Here is an 18,289-nt window from a genome sequence, read left to right as displayed (position 1 = left end):
TCGCTGCCTCTTTCGTGATTTATAGCTTAGTCTTCTTTTTTTGCTTTATCAAGAAGTTTTGTAATTCGTTTCGTAAGCATTTTGCGTCCTTCTCCACCTGCCTGGAAATGGCGCAGTTTGCCTTCTGAATCAAATACGTAATAAGCAGGGACATATTGATTGTCGAATGCATCTGTTAGTTTGTGGTCGCTATCGACAAAGATCGGTTGACTAATATCATGCTGATCGGCAACCTTTTTGATTTCGTCTAGATCAAGATCCTTCTCAGATCGGGGCATATGAACGGCTACAACATTCATGTCTTCACTATACTCGTCACGAAATTCATTTACCATTGGCATTGCTTCTTTACACAGGCCGCAGCTAATCGACCAGAAGTGAACAAGTGTAAGTGGCTTGTTGCCAACGAGATCACTTTTTTTAACTTCTCCGTTAAACCATTGTGTAGCGCCTTCTAATTCAGGCATTTCTTCGCGTAATTTCATTCTCTATCGACTCCTTTATTCGGAATTAATTATAATCATTATCAGATAATCACAGTTATTATTATAGTACATATCCATCATAAGTCAATGAAAAGGGTTCATTCCATATAGTATTAAAATGGCTATAAAAACGTTTCTTTACTCAAGAAGTAGAATATTGTCTCATTGGCTCAGGATTTTTATGGACAGCCGTTGCAATAAATAAAGTTAGCAACATACCGCTAATCGCATAGAAGATGCTTCCCGTAGCAAACCAATCGATAAAAACTCCACCAAGGAACGGTCCGAGAATGCTGCCAACGCCAAAGAAAATGCCTGCTAAAATGTTTCCCGTCGGCAGAAGACCAGTGGGGAGAAGATCGGCTAGGTAAGTGATGCTCAAGGAAAAAAGTGATCCAACCATCATTCCAGCTAGGAAGAATAGTGTAAATAGCAGCGGGATGGATGTTGTAAAGATCGCACTTGAAAAACAAACCCAGCCAATCAGAATACTAATAAGCAGGATGTTTTTACGTCCGAATTTATCACTAATGATCCCAAGTGGCATTTGAAACACCAGACTTCCTACAACAAAGGCGGGAAGAAGAATTGAAACAGCTTTTACATCTAACCCTGCTCGAAGCGCATACACAGGAAAATTCCCATGAAGGGAGGCCTCAAGGAAACCGTATCCAAACGAAGGCAATAGGGCTGCCCAGCCGATTTTTAATACGTGAGCATATTTAGAGAGAACCCGTTCAGAGCCATGTGTTAATGGGTCGGGAAACTCATTTTTAATTTTCGATAGTAACAGCCAGGTAACGCAAGCAATTCCTGAAGCAAGTAAAAATGGAAGATACAAGGAATATTCAACTAAAATCGTAGAAAGTGGTCCTGCTGCAAACCCTAACCCAAAAGCAGAGCCGTATATTGCAATGTTCCTTCCCCGTTTTTCTTTTGGAGTGGTAGTTGTAATCCAGAGCTGTGTGGCAAAGTGTAGAAGGTTATCACCAATTCCTACAATTACCCTTAAAATAAACCAGAACCAGAAAGCTTGCCAGATAGGAATTAACGTAATTGAAACGATAACGAGAAAAAGTCCAACAGCAATGGCAGGTTTGTACCCGTATTTGCGCACGGGTTTTTCGATAAATGGTGAAGCAAATAATATTCCGATATAAAGAGCAGAAGCATTTAATCCATTCATACTTGACGAAACGCCTGCTTCTTCAAGAAGAATAGATAATAATGGAAGTAGCATACCTTGAGAGTACCCTGAAATAAAGACAATCGAAATTAAAATTAGGAAACGATATCGTTTTGATTCAAACAAGCTGTTCACACTCCATCTGGCCAAAAAAGGAAATTCTTATCAATGCCATTATAATAGAATGGAAAGAAAAGGGCTACCGTTCGCAATTTTTCATTTCCTGATTTAAAATAAGAGCAACGTCTAGTAACGAGGAGTGGGCATGTTGGAATTTAACATGAAAAAAGAAGAAACAGGTTTTACAGCTGATTTTGAGTATGGGACACTTCACATATCTGGAGATGAACAGTTTGGCTTTCGACCTTACCAGCTGCTTGTCTCGTCTGTAGCAGTTTGTAGCGGTGGTGTGCTACGACAGATCCTTGATAAAAAGCGAATGAAATATGACGATATTAAAATAAATGCTGATGTTACACGTAATAAAGAAGAAGCGAATCGCGTTGAAAAAATCCACCTTCACTTTACATTATATGGTGACCTTGACGATCAAAAGGTTGAAAGAGCGCTCGAATTAACGAAAAAGCATTGCTCTATGGCGCAATCTGTTATTAGCAGTATTGAACTGGAAGAATCCTATGAAATTGTAGCTAAATAAGAAACGAAAGAAGGGACACGAGCGTGTCCCTTCTTTCGTTTCTGCTCTACAATTCTAGCGTTTCTGGAGTGTTTTCTCCTTCGTTCATAAGGCGGATTGTATCCGGTTTAATTCTAAGAACGATGTAGTTCGGATCTTCAGGTGAATCAAACCAGCGTTTCAGTTGATCCCCCCATAGCTTTTCCTTCGTTTCTTTGGAATCATCGATGGTAACCTGCCCCTGTACTTCTACGAAACGATCATGCCATCCTTCGCCATCGTATCCAAGTAGGACATGCACATTTTTATTTTGTTCGATGTCTTCCACCTTATGTGTTTCCTTACTTGTTGGTGTCATTAGCGTAAGCTCATCATGGAAGAAAGTCATAAAACGTGAGTGAGGTTTATTATCCTTCACAGTACTTAAGGTACCAACATAGTGAGAATCGAAAATGCTTAAAACCTTATTTTTTATTTCTGATTGAGACATTGACATTACAAATTCTCCTTTCGAATTTAACTCTAGTCTTAATCTTCCTCTATTCTCAAATTCTAAAACACCTGAATATGCCATTATTTCCTACAAGTCATTGTGGCGCATTCGATCGTTTTTCAAACCGATACTAAGGGTATACCAAAGTGAGATTCTAAAACGTGAAGTAAGAAGGGTATCAGATGAACAAAACACATGACTTTACTCAAGGAAATATTGCGAAACAAATGGTCTTTTTTTCGTTACCTATATTCTTAACAAATTTACTCCAAACGTCGTATCAATTTATCGATAGCATCTGGGTGGGGAACTTACTCGGGGCAAATGCTCTTGGAGCGATATCTATTGCAGCTCCGGTGATCTTTACTGTTCTTTCATTCATTATCGGGGTGAATAGTGCGACGTTAACCGTATTGTCTCAGAGGAAGGGAGCTTCTGATCAAAACGGTCTAATTGAGTCGCTAAACGCATTCGTTGTAGCTTTAACGATTCTCTCGGTTCTTTTTGGCATTATTGGATTTGTTTTTACTGATCCCATTCTAAAATTTTTAGGAACGCCTGATGAAATATTTGAGAGTACGAAAGTGTACTTACGAATTAATTTTCTCGGTATTTTGTTCTTATTTGGCTATAACTTTATTGGGACAGTTTTACGAGCGCTTGGGGATAGCAAAACTCCGATTCGCTTTGTACTGTTTGCTGTTATATTAAATACCGTTTTGGACCCTCTTTTCATTTCTTATTTTAATTGGGGAATTGAAGGGGCAGCTTATGCGACAATTCTTTCACAAGGGACTGCCTTTTTGTATGGCGTAATTTATTCAGTATGGAAATCTAAAATTCCATTTACAATTCCGCATCTTCCTGACTCAAAAGAAATTAAGCGTATTTCAAAGCTAGGAATACCAGCAGGATTGCAAATGATGACTGTATCTGCGGGAGTAACAGCGATTATGGGAATTGTAGCGAGCTTTGGTACGCAAGTAGTTGCAGGATTTGGTGCAGCACAAAGACTTGATCGTATTATAATGTTACCGGCTTTTACGCTTGGAGCAGCGGTGAACAGTATGGCTGGACAAAATATTGGCTCCGGGAAATGGGGGAGAGTTTCTGCGATCTCTAAAAATGGAATTATTTTAATTCTTTCCGTTTCTCTTACCATTAGCGCCATCATCTTTTTTTCAGCTGAATCAATGATTCGCCTGTTCATTAACGATCCGAAGACAATTGCCTTTGGTGAAAACTATTTAAAAACGGTTGCCTTTTTCTATCCGTTTCTTGGCATTAACTTTGTTTTAAACGGCGTTGTGAAAGCAGCAGGTGCGATGGTTCAAGTGCTCGTCCTTAATATTATTTCGTTCTGGGTCCTTCGTGTACCGCTTACTTACCTTTTCTCAAAATGGTTAGGCGCAGAGGGGATTGCATATGGAATAGGAGTAAGCTTTATCATCTCAAGTCTATTCGCGATTGCCTATTACCGATATGGGAAATGGCGTGAAATTGATTTGTTTGAAGGTAATCAAGAGACAAGCGATGACAAAGTCCCTCAAAAAAAGAATGGTTAAATGCTCAAGGAAAGTATCGTCTTTTAACTGTTTCCTGCGTTACAATGGACAATGGAGTCTATGCAGTTAAAGAGAGGATGCCATCATTGAAAATGAAGCGTTTTTTGTTCTATGTAGTTGGGTTATTCGTATTAACAGCGGGGATAACATTAACTATCAAATCAGATATTGGTGCGGGGGCCTGGGATGCCCTTAATGTTGGATTATCAGAAACAATCGGCTTTACAGTTGGCAGTTGGGTCATTATTGTTGGAATAATCTTGATTATTGTAAATGCAATTCTAATGAGAGCGTGGCCGGATTTCTTTGCACTCATTACAATTATTGTTACAGGGTTATTCATTGATTTTTGGTTATTAACATTATTTGCAGATTGGACGATTTCTGATGTTTTCATAGCATACGCTGTTTTTGCAATTGGAATGATCTTGGTAGGACTTGGAATCGCAATTTATCTTCAAGCGAAATTTGCTGTTATTCCGATTGATGGGTTAATGCTTGCGATTCATCACAAAACAGGTCTAAGCATTCGAACTTCAAAAACAATTGGTGAGCTGATTGCCCTACTTGCCGCTGTTATTTTAGGAGGGCCGATCGGAATCGGTACCCTGGCTATTACATTTGGTATTGGTCCACTGGTACAGTTTTTCTATCCTACTTTTGAGAAAATGAACGCTTAAGCGTTCGTTTTTTTTATATAGGATGTATGTTTAAACATTAATGAGAACTAAGGCTTTAAAATCTTACTTTGTTGGATAAAAGAAAGGTTTCTAGAAAAAAATACGGGTATGAGTCTGAATCATTCGTAATGAACAGTTGCCAACAAAGGAGAATTAAAATGAAGAAATTAGTCTTAATTATCCTACTTTTAACCTTTATCTCGCCACTAAATTCCTTAGCTGCCGAGGGGAAGAAAGCAGGAAATAATCAATCGCTACAAGTTCCAGATTCGACGGTCAATATTTCAAAGGAGAACACATACCCCAATCCAGCCCAAGATTTACCCACTTTACAGCCGAGTGAGCTAACAAAAGAGTTGACTGGATCCGCTGAGGTTCGTATCGAAAATCCTGAGCTAATTCAGATATTAAATGACTCTTCAATTTCGCCATCTAAGGTTGCGATTGGCTATCGTGCGAGCATTTATCTTGGCAAGTGGGCGCTCAATTATGACTCTGCTGAGACAAATGTTAATTGGCAATATAAGCAGGCGAATGTGAACCGAGTAGACAATAGAGGTGGAAGTGGTCCAGTTCAAATGACCTATCGTCAAGAAGAAGAGAAAAAAGTAAACGGCGGTCTAACTGCCTCAATTCCTGACAGTGAAGATGTAAAAAAAATGATGATGATGAAGGCTTCTGAAAAAACGAAGCTATCTCTTTCTTTTCAAACAATGATTGGGAAAGATACGAAAAAAGGAAATGTTTATAACGTAGGTCCAAAGCATTATGGCACACTGACAAGTTTTGTACCTGCAGTGAATGAGAAAGGCAAAGTAACCTATGGTGAAGTGTATCTTGTGTTAAAAGGAAGCAAAATGAAATTGGAAGTACGAAATGTAACACAGCAGGGAATTGGAGCATGGATACCTGTTCAGGATTATTTAAGTTTTGAATTTAATACTCGTCAGTAACCAGCAAAAACGCTGGTTACTTTTACGAAAAAGGGAAATTCTATTGAGACTGGGGATAATTACCTGAGAGAGTTGTATGGTAATGCGGATAGAAAGCAGATCGAACTTCACACACTAAATAGGAGGGTAGAGAAGGAGGGGTTAGATGAGGATAGTCTTATTAACAATTGTTCTAGTTGTGGGCACGATGAGTGGAGCACATGCGATCGATAATGAATCACATGATTGGTATTTTAAACGTAGTAAAAATCATGCACCCGCTACGACAGAACGTGAATTTCAAGAAATGCTAAAACCGTATGATAGTTATTTTATTGGTCAGTCAGAGAAAAAAGAGCTATATATGACGTTTGATAACGGATATGAAAATGGTTATACAGATGAAATCTTGGACGTTCTAAGAAAAGAAGAAGTACCTGCAACTTTCTTTGTAACGGGCCATTACTTGAGAGATCAACCCGATCTTGTGAAGCGAATGGTGAAAGAGGGGCATCTTGTTGGAAATCATTCTTGGAGCCATCCAGATATGACGGCGATTTCTGATGATAAAATAAGGATCGAGTTACGTAAGGTTAAAGAGGAATATGCTCGTTTAACGGGAGATGAAACGATGCAATATTTACGACCACCGCGTGGGGTTTTTAGCGAACGATCACTTGCAATTTCTCATGAAGAAGGATACCATAACATCTTTTGGTCACTCGCATATAAAGATTGGGAAACGAATAAGCAAAAGGGTAGTCAGTATGCATATGACTCCATCATGAAACAGGTGCATCCCGGCGCCATCATGCTACTTCATACCGTTTCAAAAGATAACGCAGAAGCTCTTGAAAAGGTTATCAAGGATCTAAAGAAAGAGGGCTATACGTTTAAGAGTCTCGATGATCTTGTTTTGAAGGAAAAACTGCCGACTATGCCTTAAGAAAGACTGCCAGAGATGGCAGTCTTTTGCATGTGGTTTGAGAGAGGGATGCACTTCAATGTACAACTAGTAATCAAGTGTGGTATTTGCGATAATATACAGGACATGATGAAAGGGGCGGTATCGTGTGGGCTGAGAAAATATTTCCTCAAAAACCGTACAATGTGAATCGACTTTTTCGAAGGTTAAACTTAGATCCGCTTCAGTACGTGGATGATCATAATCAAATCCTTAAAGTTCCGTTAATCATACATCAAGAAAAAGATGCTTATTCTGTTCAGTTCATTGGAACAGACGAACAACCTTGCTTTGAGATAAGTGGACAAGATGTTAGCAAAAAAAACGAAGCTGTTACTCGCATTAACCAAATGTTTGACTTTCAAATGGATACGCCTAGTATCACTTCAACATTAAGAAAAACAAATATTCATTCATTAGTCGACGATTATATAGGTATGCCTATTATTTGTGAGCCAGATGTATACAGTGCTTTACTAAAGAATATTGTTCATCAGCAGCTTAATATGAAGTTTGCTTATACACTAATGTATCGCTTTGTGACGCGTTATGGTACTAAAATGGATGACGTATGGTTTTATCCTAACCCCGAAGTTGTAAGCAAGCTTAAGGTAGATGAGTTGAGAGAGCTACAATTTAGTAAAAGAAAAGCGGAATACGTGATTGGAATTGCCGAGAAGATGCTATCAGGCGATCTTGATTTGGAGAAGCTCTATGCACAAACAAATAATGAAGTGTATGATGAGTTGCTTCCAATCAGAGGTGTTGGCCCGTGGACAGTTGAATGTGTCCTTCTTTTTGGTTTAGGAAGAAAGGATATTTTGCCAGCAGGTGATGTCGGCATTCAAAACGCCCTCATGAAGTTGTATCAGCTACCAACGAAGCCGTCAAAAGAAGAAGTACAGGCATATAAAAAGAAGTGGTCACCGTATTCAAGCTATGTTTCCATGTATTTATGGGAAAGCTTAAGCGGTTAAATAGAAGGAGAGATTTTGTTGGATAACAAAAAGGTGAAAGGAACAGGGCTTACGAACGGTCAAACGATTCCTTTAACAATTAAACGATTAGGCATAAACGGGGAAGGTGTAGGGTTCTTTAAGAGAACGGTTGTTTTTGTACCAGGAGCACTGCCTGGGGAAGAAATTACAGCTGAAGTGACAAAAGTTTTTCCTAACCGAGCAGAAGGTAAAGTAAAGCGACTACGTAAAAAGTCGAAGGATCGAGTTACACCTCCATGTCCGGTTTATGAAGAATGTGGTGGATGTCAGCTACAACATATGAGTTATCAGGCTCAATTACGTGAGAAGCGTGATATCGTAATTCAGTCGTTTGAACGGCATGCAAAATTAGGTGAAAACGATTTAACTATAAAACCCGTTATCGGAATGGAAGATCCATGGAATTATCGAAACAAGAGCCAGCTACAGGTTAGAAAGCAAAAAGGAAAGGTTATTGCAGGATTATACGGCGCGGGTTCTCATGAACTTGTTGAACTGACAAATTGCCTCGTTCAACATCCTGAAACAAATCGCGTTACACGTCAGGTTGTAAACATTCTACAAGATTTAAACATTTCAATTTATCATGAAAAGAAGCGAAATGGTCTTGTTCGGACCATTGTGACAAGAGTGGGGTTTGAAACTGGACAAATTCAACTTGTTCTTGTTACTTCAGAAGAAACGATTCCTAGAAAAGAATTGTTAATAAAAGAAATTAAGAAAAGACTGCCAGAAGTTAGATCCGTTATTCAAAATGTAAATGGAAAACGAACTTCGCTAATTTTTGGTGAGAAAACCCTTGTATTAGATGGAGAAGAAGTGATTCAAGAGTCATTAGGTGATTTGGATTTCGAATTATCTGCTCGTGCGTTCTTCCAGCTTAATCCACTTCAAACCGTAAAACTATATGATGAAGTGAAAAAGGCTGCTGATCTTACAGGTAACGAAAATGTCATTGATGCATATTGTGGAGTGGGTACAATTGGTCTTTGGCTTGCTGAAGAAGCCAAAGAAGTAAGAGGAATGGACGTCATCAAAGAGTCAATTGATGATGCCAGGGAGAATGCTCGAAGACATGGGTATGAGTCAAAAATGACTTATAATGTTGGAAAGGCAGAAGAAGTTGTACCGAAGTGGATAAAAGAAGGGTTTAAGCCAAATGTTATCGTGGTGGATCCACCTAGAACAGGTTGTGATGATACTTTATTAGCTACGATGGTGAAAGCGAAAGCAGACCGCATTGTTTATGTATCGTGTAATCCTTCTACTTTGGCCAAAGATGCCAGCTATTTAATGAAAAAAGGATATAAGCTAGAGCAATTACAGCCAGTTGATATGTTCCCACAAACCTCTCATGTAGAAGTGGTATCGGTGTTCAAGAAGAAACATCGCTAAAATCGTCAATGGCGTGGATTCGACTGAAAAGCGAAAGTAGTCATCAACACTTTCCACAGAGTTATACACACATTGAATAGAGTTCACAGGCGTTACTAACAAATTTATTAACATTATCCACAAAAAACATAGGTGTTATCAAAAGTTCGAGATGTTAATAAATTTTCCCGTTGTAGCGAGGGTTATGAAACATTATCCACAATATTAACATCTTGTGGATAACTTGTTGTTAACTTCAGAATTGCATGTTTGTTCTGAATTTGAAAAGGGACCATTGAGGTCCCTTTTTGTGTTATTTGTTTTTCTTGTTACGCTGATCTGCTGCTCGTGCTCTTTCTGCTGCTTTCGCATCAGCTGAATCGAATTCACTTGCGAATTCTACATCTTCGTTTTGTGCTGATGGAATTGGGTTTTTAGCCTGACGTTTTTGTTTACCTTCTGAATAATTTGGACGTTTTGCCATCTTAATCAGCTCCTGTAAATGTGTTTGGAGAGGTCCTCTCCACTCATTAGGATGGCTACTTATCAGTTAAATATACATATTTACTTATGACCAGCCCTGTCAGCGCGTTTAAATTCACGCCCAAAAAGTACATCTTGTGTTTTGGTTAACGTCATTTTTGATTCTTTGTTATCTCTACCTTTTCGTTTATCCACAATAATCCCTCTCTTCTTTAAGATGGTACTAGCATTGCCATCCAAAAAAGTTCTATGCACATGTGGACAAAGAGCGTTCGCAAACTATTCTAACCAAATAGCAATAAAAAAAGTTCCTTTGTAAGGAACTTATGCTTCCATTTGAACTTCAACAGACTCTAGTCCTTCACGCATTACATGAAGATGGTAGTTATCTCGTTCGATTTCATATAAATGATATGAATTTTCTCCAGAATTGATTTTATGATAAACTTCTGGCCATTTGTCATCGGCTTTTTCAACATAAGGAATTTTTTCAGCTGCTTTTTGCGACCTCGTGTTTTCCTTGTTGATTCTCATAAAAATGGTTTTGATTTGCTTATTAAAAAACAACTCGTTAAAAAAGGCTTCTTTAGCAAGTTGATTATACCCTTTACCGTGATAAGGAGTTCCGATCCAGGTGCCGAGAAATCCGGTTTCTTGTTCAATATCATATAAATTAATTGTACCGATTGGATTACCCCATTCATCTAGAATGGTTCGAGAAACAAGCTCCCCCTGTTCCTCAGCTTCAATGAGTTGTTTGGTTAAGAACAAATATTCTTCGTAAGAGCTTGCTTTATGACGCACGAATGGGAAGACAGCTGGGTCAACCATCAAGTCAAATAGCACATGACATTCCGACAGGTCACGATGTTTAATCATGAGTTTCCCTCCTGTCGAGGGCAGACGAATCCCCACCCTCGAATAATAGTATGTTGAATTATTATTCGGGGTGGGAATCGAACCCACTAGGACCAGTCATTGCTGGTGGCGCACCAATTGCCTTCCCATATTCAGATATGAAGTTGTTAGTTCATTTTATTTTAATTACAAAAGTATCATACTCGATTTATTCAAAAAAAGATACTAGTTTTTCGCGTATTTTTCTCTGTAAAATGTAAACTTTTTGTAAGCCTCTACGTGACAGGAAAACCATAGTAATTTAGCGAATAATTTCCCCGTTAATCATGGTTAAAAGAGGGCGAGCATCATACTGAAAAGGATGGTTGGACCAGAGTACTAAGTCGGCATCTTTTCCGACTTCAATGCTGCCAATTCGATGGTCAACGCCAAGACTTTTTGCGGGATTAAGGGTAATGCCTTCAATGGCTTTTTCTTCACTTAATCCTTCTCTAACTGCAAGTGCAGCACAAATGTTTAAGTATTGGATCGGGACGTACGGATGATCTGTCGTAATCGACACTTCGATTCCATGACTATTTAAGATTCCATAAGTAGCCCATGTTTTATTTTTAAGTTCAATTTTAGATCGTCTTGTCATTGATGGTCCTACGGTTACCTTTAAGTTTTGTCCGCTAAGTTCATCGGCGATTAGATGTCCTTCTGTACAATGCTCAATTCTAAGATCGAGATTAAATTCCCGGGCGAAACGAACGGCTGTTAGAATGTCATCTGCACGATGAGCATGAATTCTTACTGGGATTTCTCGATTTAGTGCCGCCATAATAGGGGCAATTCGCGGATGCTCTTTTTGATTTGAGCGACTAGCATCGTAGAATGCTTCACGAAGTAAACCCATAATCCCCATTCGTGTGATGGAATCATTGTTTGAGTGGCTGTGCACACGTTTTGGATTCTCGCCGAGAGCGATTTTTAAACCAGCCGTTTCTCTTACAATCATTTTCTCTACATTTTTTCCATTTGTTTTTAAAACGGTTGTTATGCCCCCTATAATATTCGCGCTTCCGGGCATCACCTGAACAGCGGTGACACCAAAAGCGATGGCATCTTTAAAACCGACATCAAGCGGGTTCACACCATCAAGTGCTCTCACGTGTGGTGTTAGGGCTTCTACTGTTTCATTTGCATCATTTCCAGCCCAGCCTGTTCCTTCATCATAAAGACCTAAATGTGTATGAGCATCAATAAACCCTGGAAGTAGATGATATCCTTTTCCGTCAATAACTGTCATTGCAGGTTCCTCAGGTATAGATGGGGATATTTGATGGATAAGACCATCTTTTACGAGAACATCAGCACAGGGTAGTAATGGAGAAGCAACCGGATAGACGCGAGCTTGCTTAAATAAAATTGTCATCTTATTCACCTATTATCTATTAGTTTTAATGTTTGACATAGCCGCTTTTAGGTTTTTATATAGTATAGCCATTATCGTGAAAGGTTGCTATATAATCGAGTGTAGACAGCGAAGAATTATTTTAATCGGCTTTAAGCGCATTTCTAAGTCTTGGTAAGTTAGAAAAAACCTGCTGATATTATACCAGCAGGTTCTCGAGAGCATCTTTTAATTTAATATAGCGGAAAGGGTAGCCGAGTTCTTTCGCTTTTTGTGGTAGGACACATTGACCTTTTAACACAATTCCGCTCTTTTCTCCTAAAGCAGCCTGCACTGGAGCTTCGGGAACAGGCATCCAGTGTGGTCGATTCAGTACTTCACCGACCGTTTTACCAAAATCATTCATTCTTTTTGGTTCAGGTGCCGTAACGTTTAATGGTCCTTGAACTGATTCGTGATCGACGGCAAATCTGATCATTCCAACAACGTCCATGATGTGTACCCATGAATACCATTGACGTCCGTCTCCAAGTTTTCCACCCATAAATAATTTATATGGGAGTACCATTAATGGAAGTGCACCTTCTTCGCCAAGAATAACGCCAAAACGAGCAAGAACCGTTCTTACACCATGGTTTTGTGCTTTCATTGCTTCATCTTCCCATTTCCTTGAAACATCAGCTAGAAAATCTGAGCCGGGCTCTGTATCATTTTCCGTAAATGATTGATCAAGAGAGGAGCCGTAAAAGCCAATCGCCGAAGCGTTTACAAGTACGCGAGGTTTTTGATCAAGTTTCTCTATGATTGAAGTGATCTCTCTAGTTGCTGAGATACGACTATCGAGAATACGTTGTTTTCGCTCTTCCGTCCATCGTCCACTATTGATCGATTCGCCGGCTAAATTAATAAAAGCATGAATATTTGGCAGTTCTTTTTCTGGCTCAGCGTCGTCCTGCAACCATTTCACATATGTAACACCTTTTTTCACAGGTTTGTTTGCAGGATTACGTGTGAGGATATACACAGAATGCCCATCATTAACAAATGACTCAGTTAGAGCGCTTCCGACAAATCCTGTTCCTCCGGTAATCGCAATGTTCATATTATTTTCCTCCTAAGCGTGCGCGATGTACTTCTAATACTTCTTTACCCATAATCATAATCCTTTAATCAAATGCTCAAACTTCATGGCTAATTTCAGAAAGTGCTACAATGGAACTGGAGGTGAGTGCATCGTGAAGATTACACGAATAACGACTCAGAAAAATAATAATGAGCGTTTTTCAATATTTATTGATAAAGGATCTGGTGAAGAGTTCGGTTTCGGAGTGGATCAAGATGTTTTGATTAGCTTTGGTCTCCGAAAAGGTGTTGAATTAAGTGCCGAAATGCTTGAAGGCATTCAGTTTGAGGACCAGATAAAAAAAGGCATGAATTACGCTTTGAATTATCTATCTTACCGGATGCGCTCAGAAAAAGAAGTGAAAGATTACCTTCTAAAAAAAGAGGTACCAGAAGAAGCATTTCCTAAGATAATTGAAAAGCTTAAACGCTATGGCTATATAAATGATCTTGAGTTCGCCATTGCATTTGTAAGAACCAAGATAAATGCGGGTGGAAAAGGACCGTATGTACTTGCACAAGAGCTTAACCAAAAAGGGGTTACGAAACCAATGATTGACCAATCACTTGAAGAATACTCTTACGAACAGCAGCTTGAGATTGCTACTAAGTTAGCTGAGAAGAAAGCGTCAAAGCTTAAGAAGTCATCAGCAACGGAGCAAAAACAGAAAGTGAACCAGGAGCTGAGAGCAAAAGGATTCGACCGAGATATTATTCAAGAAGTGATGGAACAAATCCATTTAGATAAGGGCGATAACGAAGAATGGGAAGCCCTTGTAATGCAAGCTCAAAAAGCCGAACGTCGCTACAGTAAGTTAGACCGTAGAGAATTCGATCATAAAATGAAGCAATTTTTGTACCGTAAAGGGTTCCCTTTTCCACTTATCAATAAGTACTTGGAAGAACTTAACGATCAATAAAAATTTCTCTCTGCCCCTTATCTTCCTCAATGATTTGTCTTGCTTTCTCTAAAGCGGATTTTAATTTAGTGGGATCAGATATATGGTTTGAATGAGACCAGAAAGGCGTATTCATTCCACCCATATAGACCGCCGTAGCGCTTACACCAGTGCCTTCAAGTTCTTTCCACAGGCTCTCTGTAAATCCTCTCACAGCATATTTCGAGGCCACATAAACAGATTCATGTTTCTTTCCTTTCAAGCCTGCCGTCGAGATGATATTCATAATGCGACCTTTCCTTTCTTTTAATAGCGGTAGAAAGGCTTGGGTCGTGAAAATCGTCCCTTTTACATTTGTATCTATAACATGATGAATGTCTGAAATCGTCATCTCTTCTAAAGAACCGAATGCTCCTATTCCGGCATTATTCACAAGAAGATCAATGCTAAGGTCATCTTCTTTCAGTTTCTTTGTCAAATGTGCTAGATCATCAGGGTTTGTTATGTCGCATTGGTAGCTCAGACATGTCGCGTTTTCTTTCTCGATATGCTGACAGATAGAGGTAAGTTTTTCTTTTGTTCTTCCTACTAATACCATACGGTGTCCTTCTAATGCCCAGCGCTTTGCAAGTTCAGCGCCTAGGCCAGACCCAGCCCCCGTAATTAAGATGGTTTTCATAGTAAATCACTCCTTGATGTAAGCGTAGCATATTTTTGTCAGGAAGCAGAAAATAAACTATACTTGGGAGAAGAATAGAGTAGTGGAGGTTAAGGATGGAAAAGCGTTTTAGTGAAATGAGTGAGCAGGAATTACGAAGTGAAATAGCACTTCTTGGTGAAAAAGCACGTCGAGCGGAACAAATGGGAATGGTGAATGAATATGCTGTTCATGAACGCAGAATAGCTCTTGCAAAATCCTATTTAATAAACCCTGAGAACTTTGCTCCAGGTGAGAAGTATGAAATAGATGGCGACCCAGGTTCAACATTTACAATCGACTATATGAACGGTACGTTTGCCTGGGGATATCGTGAGGGGAATAAGGAAATAGAAGCATTTCCTATCTCGATGCTCATTAAAAAAGAGCAGCAGTAATGCTGCTCTCTTCATTTCTAAGATCGTTTTCGCGTTTGCACTTGAAGAACGATATCGTTATACGTTTGCTTTGATTGTCCATTTACCTGATTGTGCGCGTGTTTAGGATTTGCAGTTGGAGATTGGAATGGATCCTCATATTTCGGATGAAGCTGATTTCGGTTATTTTTACCCATAGCTGCTGCCTCCTATATGAGAAAGTTATCCCTGACGGTTGCCCGTACGATTAGATGCGCTCATACGCTCCTGTGGATGAGTGTTAATCGTTCCGTCAGCTCGTTTCGAAGCATATTCTTCTTTTGCGCGTGGTTCTCCAGAAAACTTCGCATCTGGAAAACCGGTTTTTTTGTTTCTCATTTTTGTGCGCCCCTTTCCAATATCGTGTTGTGAAGCAGGCACACATTTAGTATGCGAATCGGAACGTTATGTTATGTGTGATTTATTAATTTCTACATTGAAAGTACAACATGAAAGGAGCATGCCTCATGGAAGATCTATTTCAAAGGCTTACTCATAACCTTCTTGAGAAAAACGACCATCTTTCTTACGGACAGGCAAGAACAATGGTGGAATTACTGTGGGAGGACTTTGAATCATCAAGAGCGAAGGCTGGAAGAGAGTATAAAGGTCAAGATGTAACTGAAAAAATCGTGAAACAGTGGATTGATTATTATGGTCCAGTTCTTCATGACTTTATGATGAGTAATCCAAAATACAAAGGTTATTTTGGAGACGATAGAAGCATAAAGCACTAAATAGAAACCGGCTGGACAATTGTCCAGCCGGTTTCTTATATAATCCTTCAACGAGTCACTTAGCAGATCAGTCGACAGCAGGATCCAATTTTTTTCTAAGCGTGTCTTCACTGTATACCCAACCTGTATAGGAGCTAGTGATTTCAAGCTGATCTTCCATCTGTACAACGGCAACAAAAGGATAGTGACCTTTATTGCGATAGCGAAGATCGATAAATCGCACCTCGTATCCCACTTCTTTTTCTTCAATTTCCCAGCGATATACGGGTGAAAAAGAGAGGAAAGCACTCAAGTTCGGGTCTTCTTTTGCAGATTCGAGTACAGGCGTTTTCGGAACGGGCACTCGTTCAAATTCATCTTGAACGTGTATGGTCGTTCCTTCCGCACGGGCGACATAGAACTGTGTTTCGGATTTAACTGCAATGTGCCATCTACTCCAACGAATAGTAGGAGACACAATGACTTCCACGGCATCAGGAATTCGTTCTCTAACAGCACGAATCACTTTTTTCTGTTCTGAAATCCGCCATAGATAATAGAGAATGAGAACGCCGTATATCGTTAAAAAGGTAAAACCAGGATTTGCACCAATGTACCACAGAATCAGACCAGCAATATGGCTGAGGAAAATAAATGGGTCAAAGATATTTATGACGCCAAGTGCAACCCATCTATTGGAAAATGGTCGAATGGCCTGTGTTCCATAAGCATTGAAAATATCGACAAACACATGAATGAAGACGGCAAGAAATGTCCATAACCAGAGATGCAGCCAGTTTGTTTCAGGATAAAAAAGCATGATACCACTACTAATAATAATGGGCCAGAGAAGGACGGCAGGAATCGAGTGCGTAATTCCTCTATGATGGCGTATATAGACAGCGTTATTTTTTAATTTTAATACTGTATCAAAGTCGGGGGCCTGCGATCCGATTAGCGCCCCAATTAGAACGCTTTGTGCGGTAATAGGGTCCTGCGCAATAGCTGGATCTAAAGTTGCGAGAGCTCCAATCCCCAGTCCCATGACCACATGTGTCCCAGTATCCATAGGGTAAGATCCTCCTTGTGAAGCAAATCGATTAAATTGCCAATATCGCATGAAGTTTAGCGTTCTCTCTTTAGTTATACCCAATTAAAACAAATGTGAAAAGTTAAAAGGTGAATGATAAGGTATGATGAGTTATTATATGTGATAGATGAAGGTGGAGGAAGTTAAAAGTGAATATTAATCATTCTTTATTACCATTTACTATATCATATCGGAGAGTTGATGCATGACAAAGAAAGTGACAGACCTTTTACATTTATTTGACGAACAAAAATTCCAACAAGATCTTATTACTTGGTTTAAAAAAGAACAGCGAACGCTTCCATGGCGTGAAAGTAAGGACCCTTATCGGGTGTGGGTGTCTGAAATCATGCTACAACAAACAAGGGTCGATACGGTCATCCCTTATTACGAGCGGTTTATGAGCCTTTTTCCTACAGTTTATGCACTTGCAGAAGCTGAAGAAGCAGACGTATTAAAGGCATGGGAAGGGCTTGGATATTATTCAAGAGCACGAAATCTCCAGAGTGCTGTTCGCGAAGTGGCAGAGTCGTATAACGGAATCGTACCCAATGAACCGAAGCAAATTTCTGAATTGAAGGGTGTAGGTCCTTATACAGCGGGTGCAATTCTAAGTATTGCTTACGATATACCGGAACCTGCAGTTGATGGAAACGTCATGCGTGTTCTATCAAGAATTATTGGAATATGGGAGGATATCGCAAAACCTTCAGCTCGTAAGACGTTCGAAGAAATAACACGACGAATTATCTCAAATGAGGACCCATCATCATTTAATCAAGGAATGATGGAGCTAGGGGCAATTGTATGTACCCCAAGATCTCCTTCTTGTCTCTTATGTCCGGTACAGGAGCATTGTAGAGCTTTTGAGGAAGGATCACAAGAAGAGCTGCCGATTAAATCAAAGAAAAAAGCTCCACGCCCTGTCCCAATAGCGGTAGTAGCACTTGAAGATAATTCAGGTAAATTTCTTGTTAGGCAGCGACCGGAAACAGGCCTTCTAGCAAGCTTATGGGAATTTCCAAACGTTGAACTGAGTGAAGGATCAAAAGAGGATCAGCTTCGTAATCATATATGGGAAGAATACCAAATCGATGTTGAAATTGAGAAGGAGTTAGCTACTTTTAATCATATTTTTAGTCATCTAAAATGGCAATTAACCGTGTATAAAGGAACGTATGATGGTGAAATTTCTCCTAAGAACTTTAAAATGGTAGAGAAAAAGAATTTGAAGAATTTCGCTTTTCCCGTTGCTCATCAAAAAATCACACAAATGGTTCTAGAAGGAGAGGAATAAT

General features: G+C 39.4%; 23 protein-coding genes. 11 read left to right on the top strand and 12 right to left on the bottom strand.

Features of this window, described 5'->3' with window-relative positions:
• Positions 1-26: 26 nt before the first annotated feature.
• Both LCL91_RS15180 and LCL91_RS15175 read right to left on the bottom strand, forming a co-directional pair.
• The gene (locus LCL91_RS15180) at positions 27-485 is read right to left on the bottom strand and encodes a TlpA family protein disulfide reductase (protein ID WP_098446285.1); all 459 of its coding nucleotides are present in this window, start codon (positions 483-485) and stop codon (positions 27-29) included.
• A gap of 142 nt (positions 486-627) precedes the next feature.
• Positions 628-1,797 carry an MFS transporter gene (locus LCL91_RS15175; RefSeq protein ID WP_224883566.1) on the bottom strand — a complete coding sequence of 390 codons (1,170 nt, stop codon included), beginning with the start codon at positions 1,795-1,797 and terminating at the stop codon, positions 628-630.
• Positions 1,798-1,939: 142 nt separating this feature from the next.
• On the opposite strand from LCL91_RS15175, the gene LCL91_RS15170 reads away from it, so the two are divergent.
• Positions 1,940-2,329: an OsmC family protein gene (locus LCL91_RS15170; protein ID WP_224883564.1), complete on the top strand. Its 390-nt coding sequence runs from the start codon at positions 1,940-1,942 to the stop codon at positions 2,327-2,329.
• A 46-nt stretch (positions 2,330-2,375) separates the two neighbouring features.
• On the opposite strand, the gene LCL91_RS15165 is transcribed toward LCL91_RS15170, so the two are convergent.
• Complete coding sequence (locus LCL91_RS15165; protein WP_224883787.1) at positions 2,376-2,798, bottom strand: pyridoxamine 5'-phosphate oxidase family protein; 423 nt, start codon at positions 2,796-2,798, stop codon at positions 2,376-2,378.
• A gap of 185 nt (positions 2,799-2,983) precedes the next feature.
• Here LCL91_RS15165 and LCL91_RS15160 point away from each other — a divergent pair, with 185 nt between their 5' ends.
• From LCL91_RS15160 to rlmD, 6 genes are all read left to right on the top strand, one after another.
• Positions 2,984-4,366: an MATE family efflux transporter gene (locus LCL91_RS15160; protein WP_224883562.1), complete on the top strand. Its 1,383-nt coding sequence runs from the start codon at positions 2,984-2,986 to the stop codon at positions 4,364-4,366.
• A 92-nt stretch (positions 4,367-4,458) separates the two neighbouring features.
• Positions 4,459-5,046, top strand: coding sequence for a YczE/YyaS/YitT family protein (locus LCL91_RS15155; protein ID WP_224883785.1), 588 nt, complete (start codon positions 4,459-4,461; stop codon positions 5,044-5,046).
• Positions 5,047-5,204: 158 nt separating this feature from the next.
• The gene (locus LCL91_RS15150; RefSeq protein ID WP_224883560.1) at positions 5,205-5,999 is read left to right on the top strand and encodes a YfkD famly protein; all 795 of its coding nucleotides are present in this window, start codon (positions 5,205-5,207) and stop codon (positions 5,997-5,999) included.
• A gap of 145 nt (positions 6,000-6,144) precedes the next feature.
• Positions 6,145-6,924 carry a delta-lactam-biosynthetic de-N-acetylase gene (pdaA, locus tag LCL91_RS15145; protein ID WP_425589688.1) on the top strand — a complete coding sequence of 260 codons (780 nt, stop codon included), beginning with the start codon at positions 6,145-6,147 and terminating at the stop codon, positions 6,922-6,924.
• 125 nt (positions 6,925-7,049) lie between these two features.
• A complete protein-coding gene (locus LCL91_RS22260; RefSeq protein ID WP_224883559.1) occupies positions 7,050-7,919 on the top strand; it encodes a DNA-3-methyladenine glycosylase family protein in 870 nt (289 codons plus the stop codon).
• A gap of 15 nt (positions 7,920-7,934) precedes the next feature.
• Positions 7,935-9,335, top strand: a complete 1,401-nt coding sequence (gene rlmD / locus LCL91_RS15135) for a 23S rRNA (uracil(1939)-C(5))-methyltransferase RlmD (protein ID WP_425589687.1) — start codon at positions 7,935-7,937, stop codon at positions 9,333-9,335.
• Positions 9,336-9,627: 292 nt separating this feature from the next.
• On the opposite strand, the gene LCL91_RS15130 is transcribed toward rlmD, so the two are convergent.
• The 5 genes from LCL91_RS15130 to LCL91_RS15110 form a co-directional block, all read right to left on the bottom strand.
• On the bottom strand, positions 9,628-9,798 hold the full coding sequence (locus LCL91_RS15130) for a YfhD family protein (RefSeq protein ID WP_205689130.1): 171 nt from the start codon (positions 9,796-9,798) through the stop codon (positions 9,628-9,630).
• A gap of 80 nt (positions 9,799-9,878) precedes the next feature.
• Positions 9,879-9,992, bottom strand: coding sequence for a YfhE family protein (locus LCL91_RS15125; protein ID WP_098446293.1), 114 nt, complete (start codon positions 9,990-9,992; stop codon positions 9,879-9,881).
• A gap of 129 nt (positions 9,993-10,121) precedes the next feature.
• Positions 10,122-10,676 carry a GNAT family N-acetyltransferase gene (locus LCL91_RS15120; RefSeq protein WP_224883557.1) on the bottom strand — a complete coding sequence of 185 codons (555 nt, stop codon included), beginning with the start codon at positions 10,674-10,676 and terminating at the stop codon, positions 10,122-10,124.
• A gap of 280 nt (positions 10,677-10,956) precedes the next feature.
• Complete coding sequence (locus LCL91_RS15115) at positions 10,957-12,072, bottom strand: amidohydrolase (protein WP_224883556.1); 1,116 nt, start codon at positions 12,070-12,072, stop codon at positions 10,957-10,959.
• A gap of 178 nt (positions 12,073-12,250) precedes the next feature.
• Positions 12,251-13,153: a TIGR01777 family oxidoreductase gene (locus LCL91_RS15110; RefSeq protein ID WP_165999535.1), complete on the bottom strand. Its 903-nt coding sequence runs from the start codon at positions 13,151-13,153 to the stop codon at positions 12,251-12,253.
• Positions 13,154-13,286: 133 nt separating this feature from the next.
• Here LCL91_RS15110 and recX point away from each other — a divergent pair, with 133 nt between their 5' ends.
• Entirely contained in the window at positions 13,287-14,093 is an 807-nt protein-coding gene (recX, locus tag LCL91_RS15105) for a recombination regulator RecX (protein WP_224883555.1), read from the top strand.
• Here recX and LCL91_RS15100 read toward each other — a convergent pair.
• A complete protein-coding gene (locus tag LCL91_RS15100; RefSeq protein WP_224883554.1) occupies positions 14,080-14,751 on the bottom strand; it encodes an SDR family NAD(P)-dependent oxidoreductase in 672 nt (223 codons plus the stop codon). The genes recX and LCL91_RS15100 overlap by 14 nt on opposite strands.
• Positions 14,752-14,846: 95 nt before the next feature.
• Here LCL91_RS15100 and LCL91_RS15095 point away from each other — a divergent pair, with 95 nt between their 5' ends.
• A complete protein-coding gene (locus tag LCL91_RS15095; protein ID WP_224883552.1) occupies positions 14,847-15,167 on the top strand; it encodes a YfhH family protein in 321 nt (106 codons plus the stop codon).
• Positions 15,168-15,184: 17 nt separating this feature from the next.
• Here LCL91_RS15095 and LCL91_RS15090 read toward each other — a convergent pair whose 3' ends face one another.
• Together LCL91_RS15090 and sspK are read right to left on the bottom strand one after the other, a co-directional pair.
• Positions 15,185-15,343, bottom strand: coding sequence for a YpzG family protein (locus LCL91_RS15090; RefSeq protein WP_224883550.1), 159 nt, complete (start codon positions 15,341-15,343; stop codon positions 15,185-15,187).
• Between the two features lie 25 nt (positions 15,344-15,368).
• Complete coding sequence (gene sspK, locus LCL91_RS15085) at positions 15,369-15,524, bottom strand: small, acid-soluble spore protein K (protein WP_224883548.1); 156 nt, start codon at positions 15,522-15,524, stop codon at positions 15,369-15,371.
• Between the two features lie 128 nt (positions 15,525-15,652).
• On the opposite strand from sspK, the gene LCL91_RS15080 reads away from it, so the two are divergent.
• On the top strand, positions 15,653-15,922 hold the full coding sequence (locus tag LCL91_RS15080; protein ID WP_098446304.1) for a YfhJ family protein: 270 nt from the start codon (positions 15,653-15,655) through the stop codon (positions 15,920-15,922).
• A gap of 67 nt (positions 15,923-15,989) precedes the next feature.
• Here the strand turns inward: LCL91_RS15080 and LCL91_RS15075 are convergent, their stop codons facing one another.
• A complete protein-coding gene (locus tag LCL91_RS15075) occupies positions 15,990-16,970 on the bottom strand; it encodes a metal-dependent hydrolase (protein ID WP_098446305.1) in 981 nt (326 codons plus the stop codon).
• Positions 16,971-17,196: 226 nt separating this feature from the next.
• Here LCL91_RS15075 and mutY point away from each other — a divergent pair, with 226 nt between their 5' ends.
• Entirely contained in the window at positions 17,197-18,288 is a 1,092-nt protein-coding gene (gene mutY / locus LCL91_RS15070; protein ID WP_224883546.1) for an A/G-specific adenine glycosylase, read from the top strand.
• Position 18,289: the final 1 nt, after the last annotated feature.

Source organism: Guptibacillus hwajinpoensis, from assembly GCF_020171785.1.
Taxonomy (GTDB): Bacteria; Bacillota; Bacilli; order Bacillales; family Guptibacillaceae; genus Guptibacillus; species Guptibacillus sedimenti.
The sequence above is the reverse complement of the archived record's forward strand: the minus strand, read 5'-3'. Positions and strand labels throughout refer to the sequence as shown.